Raw genomic sequence first — 12375 nt, forward strand, 5'->3', positions numbered from 1 at the left:
CACCTCAGACCGTTAAATCATTTTCCGATTTTATATCAATCGCTTGTTGTAACAGTCTTTGAAGTACAGCGGCAAAGACTGCGATTACGATGGAAGCAAAAATTGGAACCATTCCAAATAGAATGAGACCTGGTGCATCCTCTATTTGAGCTAAAAGAAAAATGAAAGGGACCATTAATACATATACGATACTAATTACGATTGCATCTTTCTTTATACGGCTTAATGCCTTTATTGACACTTCCGAGAAAGCTTCATTCTTATCAATATAGCCCAATATTCTTAAAGCTTGATACAATGCCATGTAAAACGGTATTGCTGATACGTAGATCCCTATTACAATTGGATATAGTATATGGGCATATTCTGGATTTACTGGATTTTTAATTAAGTCAAACACACCCCATATACCTAAAGCAAGCACTGGAATTCCAATAAGAATCACGGCTAGCTTTAAAAAAAGTGTTGTTCCTCTTTTCATAAAAAAGCACCTCTTCTATTTATTATCTTATAGAAATTTACCACATTTTTTATCGTTTTACAATAAATTTTTATTCATTTTTATTCTTTATTTATTGTTAAACAGATTGAATTATTATTTCAAATCGCATTCGATACTTTCCTAAATAGGGTGCTTATTCATTTTCTTTTTGCTGAAAAGTTATCCTATCAAAAAAACCAACACTTCTTGTATAATCTCTTACTTTACCTATTAAGAAATGCGATACGTTTTTTTCTTCGTATGAAAAACAGCGTCAGGAGCAATGCAACCAAGCAAAAATACTGTTTTGTATTCAATCGATAAGCCTTTGCAATTTTATTACTAATAATCGAGTGTATTATCCTTGAACCCATTATCTATTCCCTCCTATTGCTTCATTAAAAATTAGAATCCCTAGTCTATATCATTGCTAGTTATGAAAAATCGAGTGCAAAACTTTTGCACTCGATTTCCACTTTATTTTTGTTTTCCCTTCCAAGAATCCTTCAATGACACAATTCTATTAAAAATCAACTTATTTTCTGTTGAGTGTTTATCCACGCAAAAATATCCGTGTCGCAAAAATTGAAACTTATCTTCGATTTTTGCCTCCTTAATCCAAGATTCTATTCGGCAATTTTTCATTCTAACTTTAGAATTAGGATTCATTTTTTCCTCCCACGTTTTTTCCGTATCTTTCACAATCGTTTCGTCTTCGAATAATTTATCGAAAAGATTTACTTCCACTATTTCACTATTTAGAGCAGACACCCAATGGATTGTCCCTTTTACTTTTCTCTCGGAAAAACCTGTTCCACTTTTGGTCTTTGGATCATAAGTACATCTAAGCTCGATAATTTCTCCTGTGTCTTCCTCTTTAATCACTTCATTACACTGTATAAAATAGGCTCCTTTTAGTCGAACTTCTGCATGTAAAGCTAACCTTTTAAACCCTTTTATTGGTACTTCCATAAAGTCATCTTTTTCGATATAAATCTCTTTTGAGAATATGACATCTCTATTTCCTAATTTAGGGTTTTCTGGGTTATTTTTCATTTCTAGAAGTTCTGTCTTATCCTCAGGATAATTGGTGATTGTCACCTTTAATGGATTCAAGACTGCCATCACAGTAGGTACCTTTTCTTTCAATTCGCTTCTAAGTGTACTTTCCAGCATTGCTATGTCGGCTGTACTTTGATGCCTTACAAATCCAAGTTCTTGAATAAAGGTACGAATACTTTCTGAAGTAAATCCTCTTCTTCTAAGTCCACGGATTGTTGGTAATCTTGGATCATCCCAGCCATCTACCAACTTCCCTAACACTAATTCTCTTAAATACCGTTTACTCGTAACTACGCCAGTTATATTCACTCTTCCAAATTCCCTTTGTTTTGGGGCATCCTTTATTTCTAGCTCTGTCAATACCCACTCATATAAAGGTCTGTGGTCTTTAAATTCGATGGAGCATAAGGAATGGGTAACACCTTCGATCATGTCTTGGAGTGGATGAGCAAAATCGTACATCGGGTAGATACACCACTCATTACCCGTTCTATAATGACTGGCGTGAATAATCCTGTAAAGAATTGGGTCTCTTAAATTCATATTTGGTGATGCCATATCGATTTTTGCTCGTAAAACATGCGAACCTGTTGGAAATTCACCACTTTTCATCCTCAAAAACAAATTGAGATTCTCCTCTACTGATCTGTTTCGATAAGGGCTATTTTTTCCAGATTCTGTGAGCGTTCCTCGATATTCCTTTATTTTCTCAGGGGACAATTCACACACATATGCCTTCCCTTTCTTTATTAAATTTATCGCTGCATTAAATATTTCATTGGAATAGTCGGATCCATAATAAATACGATCCTGAGGAGAATATCCCAACCACTTAATATCTTCCATAATTGAATCCACATATTCGCTTTCTTCTTTTAAAGGATTGGTATCATCAAAACGCAGGTTAAAATTCCCGTTGAATTTTTGAGCAATCATGAAATTCATATGGATTGCATAGGCACTCCCGATATGCAGATAACCATTTGGCTCGGGAGGAAACCTTGTGCAAATAGTTCGATTAAATGCTCCATTTTGTAAATCCTCTGCCACTATTTTTTCCAAATTATTATCTATTTCTACTTTCTCTTCCTTCATTTTAATTCCTCCATTTTTTGAAAAGAATCATTTTTATCCAATAAAAAAAATCCCACCCCCAAGACAATTAGTCTTGAGGACGAGATTTTATATCCGTGGTGCCACCTCAGTTTATTAATATGTCACCATATTAAACTCTTCAGGTACGGTAGTTACATACTTATACCCTAGCTCTATAACAGGAGCTCCTGTCACACTATCCCTCTAATAAGTTCCAATGTGAAAGCTCAGAGTCTTGGTTCAATAAATAATTCTTACTCCTTTTCAGCACCTGGAGCTCTCTTTAAAGAATTCGTTTATTTACTCTTCTCTTCATCGCCATTACTGTGTTTTCGATTAAATTATCCATAATCATAGCAAGGTCTATCCTTTTTGTAAAGATAGTATACTCATTAAAGTTAAAAATAAACGAAAAACCCCAAAAATACAAAGAGAAGAAATTGCTATGAAAAAAATTTATCTTTTATTATTCTTTATAAATCTTTTTGATCCACATTTAGTTCAATCAAATTACCATCAGGATCCGCACAGAAAATTTGTGCAAATCCACTAACTCCATAAGGTTTTTCCAAGATATTGACATTGTTTTGTTTTAACCAATTCAGCGTATCATAATAGTTCTCGACTCTAAGTGCAAAATGCCCTTCTCGACTGTTTAACGTTTTATCTTTTCGAATGGTCTGTGAGTTAGGGTAGACAATTAAGTGAAGTTGTTGATTTTGTATTTCATACCAAGCACCAGGAAAATCAAAATCGGGACGCGGTAATTCTTTTAAGCAGAGAATATTCTCATAAAAATGTTTGGCTTTTTCTAAATCTGTAACAGTAAGACTTACATGATGGAGAGATTCATATTTAATCAAACTATTCACTTCCTTGCATATATTTTTTTCTGTAAAGAGTAGTATATTGATAAAAATACTAAAACACTATGTCAGTAAATATTTCGACACCTACTTATACAATCCTTCTTCCTAATACCCTTATACTATTTATTTGACTAAAAAAATCAGATCCTATATCGAGTGCCTGATTTCTCCTTTTATCCTTTATTTGCTTTTTGTTTTACTTCCAAATGAAAGGAATAAATTTCGCTTGGTCCAATAAGACGAAATCCTTTTCCTTGTACATAATCAAATTTTAAATCTTCATTTATATGCTTGATTGTCAGTGGATCTAAATAAATGGTTAATCCATTATCTTCGAATGGTTTATCCCCTTCTTTTGGAAAATCGACCGCTAAATCAAAATTATAGACATAGCTACAGCCCCCACTAAATATTGTACCTAAGCGATAAACTGCTCCTTCAGGAACGACATAGCTGCGGAATTTTTGAACGGCAGCATCTGTAATTGTTACGTTCATTTTTCCATCTCCTACCTGTTTTAATCTCCTATACCATTTTACTATATAGATATGGTAAACCTATTTTCAGCATAATGGATTTCGATGATTGTTGCAAAATTTCTGCTTTTAAATCTATTCAACTACTACTTTCATAATTTCTACCTAAAAGAAGGAACAAATAGCTAACTACTCACGATTTACACCTTTTGATCAATTAAATTTAAATGGTCAATTATTTTGTAATGTGCTTTAACAGTAGGAAGAAGAGTAATAGATTGAATGGCGATTCCTAGGAAGATGTAGAAGACATGAATAAAAGCTACTCCTTGAATAATATACAATTGAATTATAATCCAAATAATTAAGATAAAACCAATGTACAACGAAATATTCCACGACCAATGAGTTTCTTTATAAAGACTTAACTTTTCGGCAATTTTTAATGATTTTTCAGAGATAAGATAAATGGCAGTAATTATTGGCAGAATGCCTAATCCAACAAATAATATAAGTCCAGGGATAAAAAAATTATTAAAAGGGCTATTTTCCAGCATCTCCAGAGGCATTGACAAAATTGATCCGTCAGGAGAAAACATCAACAAACTTCCACCAAAAATAGCACCTATTCCAAGAAAAACATGTAAAAATATTAATAGATAGCAAGCAAAAGACTTTCGCGTTTTTGCAATCATTAGAATCATCTCCACAACAGAATAAGTTATAGGATTAATTATACAGGATTACAAAAATTTCAATATTGTGACTTATGACGAAAGTGTGAACATTTTATATATTTAATTTTATAATTCGTTCAATAATGGCTTTATTTGAAACTCTCTACAAATAATGAAAATTTTCGTTCTTGAAAGCAAATCTATCTCATGCGAAAACATGTTATCATTTGTTATTAAAATTTCATCATATCCCCAATTATCAATACCACTTCTCCCCTCATCAACAATTTTCTTTGTGTCAAAAACTATATTTCGTGTAATATCATAATCGAAGTAAAACCTTCTCACCTTATTCCAAACCACTTCATATACAGACCCATCCCAATGCTCAACATTCATTCGAATGGATGTTGGATCATCTATTTCTTCTTCTCTATTTCTATCAAAATGATTAATTAATTCTATATTCTTAATACCTCCATCATGAAGCGATTTTGTCAAAAGGAATTGCGATGTATATGTATCAAAAACATGCTGAATTGATTTTAAATACTCACAATAACCGTCATTATCCCAATTTTCGTCCCTTAAAAATTTCATAAAACAACCCTCTCTTGATTTTGATTTACTCTAATTACGAAAAAATATCATTAAAAGTTCCGGTTTTCCAAAATATACTTAAACTTATTCAAAGCCATAAGCAATAAGTGAACCGCCTTTTGCAGTATCACCTATGAACTTTTTAGTTTGAATAAAACCAAGGAATTGCTGGTGGATTACCTGCTTCTCCTAATAGATATACAAATACAAAATAAAAGCAGATGAGTAAACCAAAAATTAATACAAAATTTGAAAGACCAGTAGTTTCTTTTTTTATTAGTCCCATTACTCCACAAATAAGACTTATCAAACCTATAAACAATTCACATAAAGCTACAGGGTAAATCGAGTAGTGATTCATTACATATACACGAACTGGATTAAAGATGGTGATTGTTAGTACAAATATTAATTGAAAAATCAGACCTATTTTAGTAAATTTCATTTCTTTCTTCTCCTTCATTGATTGTAATTTCTTAACTTAAAATATTTAAAGATTTATTAGGATATATAGCTTTTCTACATATATAGAAATTCTATGTAGATAATAAACTATTTTAAAACAAAAGTAAATAACTTGAAAAGGCGCTACTTCTAATATAAAGTAACGCCTTCAAAAGTTTTCCCATCTTTCTAATCTATTAATATTTTAAGTGAATTGTAAATATTAATATTTTTATCTAGCTAATTGATCCGCATTCGTTCGGTACATCGAAATTCTTATCATAATAAACATGGCACTCAGTACCAACGATATTCCTCCTACTAACACAACGTATTGTGTACCTAAACCAGCTATGAACATTCCACCTAAAGCAGTTCCAATCGTTGTCCCGACGTTACATGATGAAATAAATAATCCGTTCGCAAAATCTGGAGATTCGGGTGCTGCTGACATAATCCAATATTGATTGATGTTTCCACCTACTCCAGCTAAAATTCCCCAAATTAAAGTGATGACGGCCATTGATATGGAGAAATGTCCAAATAGAAATATAAGAAGATAGATTGCTCCTAAGGCAATGGGAAAACTTATAATCGTTTTTTGAGCATTTTTAGTAAGTAGCTTACCTGCAACGATATTTCCAATTATGTTAGCACCACCGAAAACCATTAAGGTTATAGTAATAACGTTAGAAGACATATTTGTTACAGTCTTTAAATACTCAGCAAGATAACTATAAACCCCGAATACAGCGGAATTGAGGAAAATAACAGCAACAATGGACTGCCACGTAATCAATTTCTTTAAAACGGATATTTGTGTGCCATAAGAAAGCTTTTCTTTTACAGGCATGGAAGGTACATATATCCATGTAGCAAGAAAAGTTATGGCATTTACAAGAGAAAAGAATGCAAGTGCCATTTGTAAGGAAACTGCGCTAGCAATAAAACTTGCGATTGGCACCCCAACAACCATTCCTGCCGATACTCCTACAAATACTTTCGAAACAGCTTTCGGTGCTTCTTCTTTACTAACGGAATCCGCAGCTACAGAGAAAGCCAACGAACAGTAAATGGGGTGAAAAAAAGCTGGTATGATACGAGCAATTAATGCTACCGTAAAATTTGTTGTAAATATAGAAACAATACTCCCTAAAACAAAAACACCAAGTACGAGCAACATAACCTTTTTACGATCAATACTTGAAAACAGTATTGGCATAGTCGGACCAGACACTGCGATAACAAGTGCGAAAAGACTAACCAACCATCCTGCTTTTGATATACTAACATCGAAATGTTCAGCAAGAGATGGCAATATCCCTATAACACCCATTTCTGTATTAATGATTCCGAAAACACCAAAAGTTAATATAAATATGAGTAATTTATTTTGTTTAACCAATAGAACACCTCCTCTTTAATAACCACTGTTAGTAAAAACTAGCATAAATCAAGCAAATTTATTGGTCGAAATTAGTCCTTCTGTTTCGTTGGGTGGATAGTAGCGGCACTGTTTCAGGTGTGCTAATTGTATATGCCACTGCTGCAGCAATATCGTTAGATCGCAGGCCAACTGTTTGTTGAAGATTTTCTAACCATTTACTTCGTTCAGGATTATTAATCATTTTATAATCCCTCATAATTCCCACCACTTTATCCTAAATCGTAGACAAATTACTTTCATCCTTTCTCTCCTTTTGTTGATTATTTTAGAGATATTTTCAACATATAACCAATGCTTATATCTCATATCCTGTAATGCTTGAAAGGCATAACAAGGATATATATATTAAAATAGTAAAGGACGGTGTAAAAATGGAATTAAGAGTATTGCGTTATTTTCTTCATGTCGCAAGAGAAGGAAGTATTACGAGGGCTGCTGATCTTCTACATGTTACCCAGCCAACCTTGTCCAGACAAATAAAGGATCTCGAACGATTGAGTCAAGTTTTTGTGGGAGTTTTTTTAGCTCCCTTTTTTATAAAGTAAAACCTCTAAGTTTGTATCCGCTTTCCAATTGGTTTTGTTCTTCCAACTGTTGATTCTCTCATTTTTTAAAAACCTTTTAATCCCTGTAAGGCAAAGTGAACGGGTTTTCCAATCGCTTGATTTAAGTATGGCATGTTCTGACGCACGGTTTCTGTTACTAATTTTGTGGGTATTTTTCTTTTCGCTCGATGCTCTTTCTTTGATTTTTCCGTGGCTTTTTCCCATTTCCCATATATCGTTTGGATGGATAGGTCATCCTTCAATCCAATCCACAAGCGCGCCATGCTCATGACCCCTTTTTTGCTCCATGCTCTTCCATTCTTTAATCGTTTGGCTAATTGATTCATCATCGCCTCTGCACTTCCCATTGGACGATACGCTGTCGTGTCCACACCTTTTTCCTGTAACCAACTACGGTAATCTTTTATGGTTTCCTGATGATGCGTTAAAAAGGCAAGGAAATGCTCTAGTTTTTCTTCTTTTTCTGGTGTATCCATTGTTCCTACTGCGCTATTCAACTCTAGAAGTAATGTTTCTACCTGGTAGTTTCTTAACGCTCTTTTCATGTAGCGGTATCGAGGATGGCTCTTCATTAGTTGCTTCATCGAACGAGCGACATGAAAACGGTCCATGGTGAAAAAGGCGCGTTCCCGAAAATACTCCCGACATGCCGTTATCCAGCCTGCTCCATCACCATTAATAATAAGCAAGGTTTGGGTAGGATCATACGCATAATGATTCTGTAAGAACGTTTCAAAGGCTTCCCAAAAGGGTTCTTTTCCTTCATAAAGAAAATGCCTTTTATTTCGGAGCCTGATTCGCTTTCCGTTTTCTTTCCATCCCTCGTGTACAGCGGCGAATTTCAACTCCCATCCACGCTTTTTCTTTTCTTGACTCTTCACATATAATCCATCTACTTCTACAAACAATACCTTTTGAAAAGGGCGTTTTTCCTTAGCGGGAAGTACGCTTGTTTGAAGAAGATGTTGCCGTAATGCTTCGTGGCTCATCGCCGAATAGCCTAAAAATTGTTCGAACGTTTCCACCGCCTTTCGATAGGAGGAGCCATTTGTCGCTAGTTCTAGCCCCCATTCTTCTAGTAGCGGACTAAATCCCTTATTCCCCTGAAACTGTATATAGTGATCTAATAGACAAATATATTTTTTAGTCACACGATCAAAATAATAATTACGCTTCAGCTCCACAGCTCCAAACGCTGTATCTAATCGTATTTCTCGTTTATCACGTAAAGCAAATCTTCTTTTGTCTCGTTGCTTGGCAATCTCTTGATCCCAATTTTCTAACGTTTGAACAAGGATTTCTTGAAACGTCATTTGTAGTGTTCGAAATAAAGTTTTTTCCAATTCTTTTAATGATGGCATTTTTATGTTACATTGATTCATGAGAGCCTCTCCTTTTCGTAGTTTTCTAGTCAAACTCTACTTTACAAAAGGAAGCTCTCTTTTTTAATACTTAATTTTTTCCAGCTACCGCGCTTTCGCTTGGTGGCCTTTTTGTCTAGTTGGGGGACGAGTCCCCCAACTAGACAAAAAGGATATTTATTCTCCCACAAACATTTTACTCATACATCTCGAACTCGAATTAGGGAAAAAACTTTTTATAAGAAGTAGTCATAATATTATACTTACAGAAGAAGGTAGGCTTTTGCGTAAAAGAGTGGAAGAAATTGTCCATATGGTGGAGAAACTTGAGGCAGAATTTACTTCCATGGAAGAAACAATTAGTGGAGATGTCTATATAGGTAGTGGAGAAACAGATGCTATGAGGCAGATTGCGGAAGTAGTTAAAGATATACAGTTACAGTATTCGAATATACGTTATCATCTTTATAGCGGTAACGAAGAAGATGTATCTGACCGCCTTGATCGAGGACTTCTCGACTTTGGCCTTTTAATCGAGCCAGCTGATTTATCAAAATACAATTATATTAATATCCCTACCAAAGATGTATGGGGAGTTATTTTAAGAAAAGACAGTCCTCTTGCTGTTAAAAGGACTATCCAAGCAGCTGATTTATTCAATGTCCCTTTAATCTGTTCCAGACAAGCAATCAAACAAACCTATTCAAAAAATGTATTTGCTGATTGGTTTGGGGAGGATTTTGATAAGTTAAATGTTGTAACAACATATAATCTGGCTTATAATGCCGCTATTATGGTGGATGAAGGCATTGGTTATGCCATTACCCTTGATAAAATAGTGAATACATCTAATGAGAGTAACCTCTGTTTTCGACCGTTAGAGCCGCAACTAGAATCTGGTTTAAACATTGTTTGGAAGAAACAGCAGGTTTTTTCTGCCGCGGCTGAGGTATTTTTAAGGGGTATTCAAGCTAGATTTTCAAATCCTATATCAGAAAAGTAATAAGAGCTATCTTTTTTACAGGGTAGCTCCTGTATTAGCAAATTAATCCCTAGTCATCAAACAACTTAAAAATTTCTAGCCAACAAGATCCCTACTTGTTCCGCGACGACTTGTATAGATTCAGAGAATTTATTCGTGAATCACACTTCTACCTACCATCTCTACTATAGCTGCGCCAAAAGATTTAAAAATTAACACCTTGATCAACAGACCAAGCAATGAGAGCAGGATTAAGTGAATTTTACCGGGGTGCTATTGAACAGCCATCTGATATTGGCGTCAATGAAATGATTATATTTGAATAACACATATAATTAAATTTCCTTTTCCATCAAAACATTTGTAATCTCATAACCTAATTTTTCATATAATCCTCTGGCCACTTTATTATGACCAAAAACGTGAAGGCCTATTTTTTTCAATCCTAGTTTCTGCCCGACACTTTCTATTTCCTTCATTGCTTCCTTAGCATAGCCCTTTCCTTGGTATTGTTCTAAAATATAAATATCGTAAATAAATCCTAGTTTTTCAGACTTTTGTGCAAGCCAAATAACTCCAACTGCCTCGTCATTCTTTCTAACAGTATATAAGAAATTCCGTTCAGTCTTCTCTCCATTTGGCAAAAGCCTTATATATTCCTCTTCCGCTTTCCTTATGGACTCTTCCTGCTTCCAATTTCCAGATAACACTTTTTCTTCCGCATATGTTTTAATCGCTGAAGAAATATATGTTTGATATTCAGCGGAATTCATTAATACTAATTTAATCGATTGTTTTTTCTCCCCCTTAAACTGTAATCTGAAAAATAGCAATAAGTCCCTTTAGTACACCAAACCTCATCTTAAAACATACACTCGTTATTGAAAGAAAACACCATATAAAATAAACCCTACTATTATTACAAGAATAAGTATTCCAGTCCCTTTCCATCCTAACCCGCCTACTAAATCAGCAAGATTACTCCCATGAATACTACTGGATGGATGTTTCATTTCTTCTTGTCTCATTTTTTCTCTTCTTATTTCAGGTGTATCTTTCTCTTTGTGCATTTTGTAATCCCCCTTAATATTAATTAACGAGCTTTTATTAAAACAGGTTGCTAATTATCAACTAAATAGATATATTTCATTATTTTAGACGAATTTTAACACACTTCTCCCTTTCGTTTCATTTCCTTCTTCTTATAAAATAGCTGATACTATTGGGTTTACTTTAGTCTTTACTATTTTTCCCCCTAGAAATTACGATTCTCCATCAAATTTTCACGTTCCACTGTCACCGAAATTTATCCTTTTGTATAATCATCAATAATCTCTGTAACTTCCATTTTCCCATTTATCAAAAGTTCAGGAAGCTCATTTTTTTCATTCCCCTTCCAATATTCCCGAGCTTGTTCTATTTTTCTATGGAAAGGAACAGCCTCTAGTGTCGGTAATAGCTCCCCATCTCCCTCAAAATAATCCCCAATAACGCGAAGCTTAACAATCTGTAATACTTTACGATTATAGGAAGCAAATATTGCTTTCCATTTTAAAACCTCTTCATAGCTTCTTGCAGCATATAAACAAGATAACCTAGAAGGATAGGTAGGAAATTCTTGCAGTCTCACCATTTCGGCTATTACTTCTCTAATCGCTCTCATTGTATGTCCTGCATACTGAACAAGTACATTGGCATCCTCTTTACCCAAGTTTAATCCTTCGTCTGTATAATGATCATTTAAAATTTGCATACAATCTTCGTTTTATTGATTTACTAGCTCTTTTTCAAAAAAGAAGCGGTATAAAGTATTTTTTTGGTCCTTATCAAAGGTAATGACCTGTCCAAGCTCCATCTTTTTATTTGTGACAATATGATAGGCAATAAATTCTTTTTTCATGGTTTTTTCTCCTATTAGAATGCCAAATTACTTTTCTTATTTTCTATGTTACCCTAACCAGTTGGGCTAAGTTTTAAAAATAACTAAAGCTTCACTCTTTCAAAATGTTCAACTATTGGGAAAGGATCGTAAAAATGATGTAGCTGCCTTTTCCATTCTTGATACTCATTTGATTGTCTAAAGCCAACTGTATGGTCTTCTAATCTTTCCCATTGAACAAGAAGTATATATTTCCCCTTTACTTCCATACATCGCTGTAGTTCATGAGAGATATACCCATTCATAGAAGAAATAATTTTGGATGCATTGCGAAATGCGTCTTCATATTTTGCTTCCATGCCTTCCTTAACTTGTAACATCACAGCTTCTAGAATCATTTAAAGCTACCGCCTTCTAATTTAATTATTGATTCATT

General features: G+C 34.1%; 13 protein-coding genes, 3 pseudogenes and 1 other annotated feature. Of the genes and pseudogenes, 2 read left to right on the forward strand and 14 right to left on the reverse strand.

Features of this window, described 5'->3' with window-relative positions; genetic code table 11:
* Positions 1-4 precede the first annotated feature (4 nt).
* From NST60_RS00335 to NST60_RS00375, 9 genes are all read right to left on the reverse strand, one after another.
* Entirely contained in the window at positions 5-481 is a 477-nt protein-coding gene (locus NST60_RS00335; RefSeq protein WP_016205174.1) for a DUF2975 domain-containing protein, read from the reverse strand.
* Between the two features lie 477 nt (positions 482-958).
* On the reverse strand, positions 959-2638 hold the full coding sequence (locus NST60_RS00340; protein ID WP_341097934.1) for a glutamine--tRNA ligase/YqeY domain fusion protein: 1680 nt from the start codon (positions 2636-2638) through the stop codon (positions 959-961).
* Positions 2639-2710: 72 nt separating this feature from the next.
* Positions 2711-2963, reverse strand: a binding site (T-box leader).
* A 148-nt stretch (positions 2964-3111) separates the two neighbouring features.
* Entirely contained in the window at positions 3112-3501 is a 390-nt protein-coding gene (locus NST60_RS00345) for a VOC family protein (RefSeq protein ID WP_016205177.1), read from the reverse strand.
* 179 nt (positions 3502-3680) lie between these two features.
* The gene (locus NST60_RS00350; protein WP_016205178.1) at positions 3681-4004 is read right to left on the reverse strand and encodes a HesB/IscA family protein; all 324 of its coding nucleotides are present in this window, start codon (positions 4002-4004) and stop codon (positions 3681-3683) included.
* A 179-nt stretch (positions 4005-4183) separates the two neighbouring features.
* On the reverse strand, positions 4184-4678 hold the full coding sequence (locus tag NST60_RS00355; protein WP_016205179.1) for a hypothetical protein: 495 nt from the start codon (positions 4676-4678) through the stop codon (positions 4184-4186).
* Between the two features lie 108 nt (positions 4679-4786).
* Complete coding sequence (locus NST60_RS00360) at positions 4787-5260, reverse strand: hypothetical protein (RefSeq protein WP_341097936.1); 474 nt, start codon at positions 5258-5260, stop codon at positions 4787-4789.
* Positions 5261-5402: 142 nt separating this feature from the next.
* Positions 5403-5705 (reverse strand): hypothetical protein, encoded by a 303-nt coding sequence (locus NST60_RS00365; RefSeq protein ID WP_341097938.1) that lies wholly within the window; start codon positions 5703-5705, stop codon positions 5403-5405.
* A 231-nt stretch (positions 5706-5936) separates the two neighbouring features.
* Positions 5937-7109, reverse strand: a complete 1173-nt coding sequence (locus NST60_RS00370; protein ID WP_341097939.1) for an MFS transporter — start codon at positions 7107-7109, stop codon at positions 5937-5939.
* 58 nt (positions 7110-7167) lie between these two features.
* Positions 7168-7347 carry a hypothetical protein gene (locus NST60_RS00375; RefSeq protein WP_016205304.1) on the reverse strand — a complete coding sequence of 60 codons (180 nt, stop codon included), beginning with the start codon at positions 7345-7347 and terminating at the stop codon, positions 7168-7170.
* A gap of 175 nt (positions 7348-7522) precedes the next feature.
* Here NST60_RS00375 and NST60_RS00380 point away from each other — a divergent pair.
* Positions 7523-7645: pseudogene (locus NST60_RS00380) on the forward strand (LysR family transcriptional regulator); the annotation flags it as partial.
* A gap of 116 nt (positions 7646-7761) precedes the next feature.
* Here NST60_RS00380 and NST60_RS00385 read toward each other — a convergent pair.
* Positions 7762-9099, reverse strand: coding sequence for an ISLre2 family transposase (locus NST60_RS00385; protein WP_341097941.1), 1338 nt, complete (start codon positions 9097-9099; stop codon positions 7762-7764).
* Positions 9100-9286: 187 nt separating this feature from the next.
* Between NST60_RS00385 and NST60_RS00390 the strand changes: the two are divergent.
* A pseudogene (locus NST60_RS00390) lies at positions 9287-10081 on the forward strand (LysR family transcriptional regulator); the annotation flags it as partial.
* Between the two features lie 314 nt (positions 10082-10395).
* Here the strand turns inward: NST60_RS00390 and NST60_RS00395 are convergent.
* The 4 genes and pseudogenes from NST60_RS00395 to NST60_RS00410 all read right to left on the reverse strand — a co-directional run bounded on the left by NST60_RS00395 (position 10396) and on the right by NST60_RS00410 (position 12337).
* The gene (locus NST60_RS00395) at positions 10396-10833 is read right to left on the reverse strand and encodes a GNAT family N-acetyltransferase (RefSeq protein WP_156827897.1); all 438 of its coding nucleotides are present in this window, start codon (positions 10831-10833) and stop codon (positions 10396-10398) included.
* A 105-nt stretch (positions 10834-10938) separates the two neighbouring features.
* A complete protein-coding gene (locus tag NST60_RS00400; protein ID WP_016205302.1) occupies positions 10939-11130 on the reverse strand; it encodes a DUF6366 family protein in 192 nt (63 codons plus the stop codon).
* A 236-nt stretch (positions 11131-11366) separates the two neighbouring features.
* Positions 11367-11960 (reverse strand): annotated as a pseudogene (locus tag NST60_RS00405) (DUF2441 domain-containing protein).
* An 83-nt stretch (positions 11961-12043) separates the two neighbouring features.
* On the reverse strand, positions 12044-12337 hold the full coding sequence (locus NST60_RS00410; RefSeq protein ID WP_016205300.1) for an antibiotic biosynthesis monooxygenase family protein: 294 nt from the start codon (positions 12335-12337) through the stop codon (positions 12044-12046).
* Between the last annotated feature and the right edge of the window lie 38 nt (positions 12338-12375).

This window comes from Niallia sp. FSL W8-1348, from assembly GCF_038006745.1.
In the GTDB taxonomy this organism is placed as follows: domain Bacteria; phylum Bacillota; class Bacilli; order Bacillales; family Cytobacillaceae; genus Niallia; species Niallia alba.

What these genes read in the sequence shown, in the direction of transcription:
- NST60_RS00335 (WP_016205174.1), bottom strand. Translation starts at nt 481, where the DNA reads ATGAAAAGAGGAACAACACTTTTTTTAAAGCTAGCCGTGATTCTTATT.
- NST60_RS00340 (WP_341097934.1), bottom strand. Translation starts at nt 2,638, where the DNA reads ATGAAGGAAGAGAAAGTAGAAATAGATAATAATTTGGAAAAAATAGTG.
- NST60_RS00350 (WP_016205178.1), bottom strand. Translation starts at nt 4,004, where the DNA reads ATGAACGTAACAATTACAGATGCTGCCGTTCAAAAATTCCGCAGCTAT.
- NST60_RS00355 (WP_016205179.1), bottom strand. Translation starts at nt 4,678, where the DNA reads ATGATTGCAAAAACGCGAAAGTCTTTTGCTTGCTATCTATTAATATTT.
- NST60_RS00360 (WP_341097936.1), bottom strand. Translation starts at nt 5,260, where the DNA reads ATGAAATTTTTAAGGGACGAAAATTGGGATAATGACGGTTATTGTGAG.
- NST60_RS00365 (WP_341097938.1), bottom strand. Translation starts at nt 5,705, where the DNA reads ATGAAATTTACTAAAATAGGTCTGATTTTTCAATTAATATTTGTACTA.
- NST60_RS00375 (WP_016205304.1), bottom strand. Translation starts at nt 7,347, where the DNA reads ATGAGGGATTATAAAATGATTAATAATCCTGAACGAAGTAAATGGTTA.
- NST60_RS00385 (WP_341097941.1), bottom strand. Translation starts at nt 9,099, where the DNA reads ATGAATCAATGTAACATAAAAATGCCATCATTAAAAGAATTGGAAAAA.
- NST60_RS00395 (WP_156827897.1), bottom strand. Translation starts at nt 10,833, where the DNA reads ATGAATTCCGCTGAATATCAAACATATATTTCTTCAGCGATTAAAACA.
- NST60_RS00400 (WP_016205302.1), bottom strand. Translation starts at nt 11,130, where the DNA reads ATGCACAAAGAGAAAGATACACCTGAAATAAGAAGAGAAAAAATGAGA.
- NST60_RS00410 (WP_016205300.1), bottom strand. Translation starts at nt 12,337, where the DNA reads ATGATTCTAGAAGCTGTGATGTTACAAGTTAAGGAAGGCATGGAAGCA.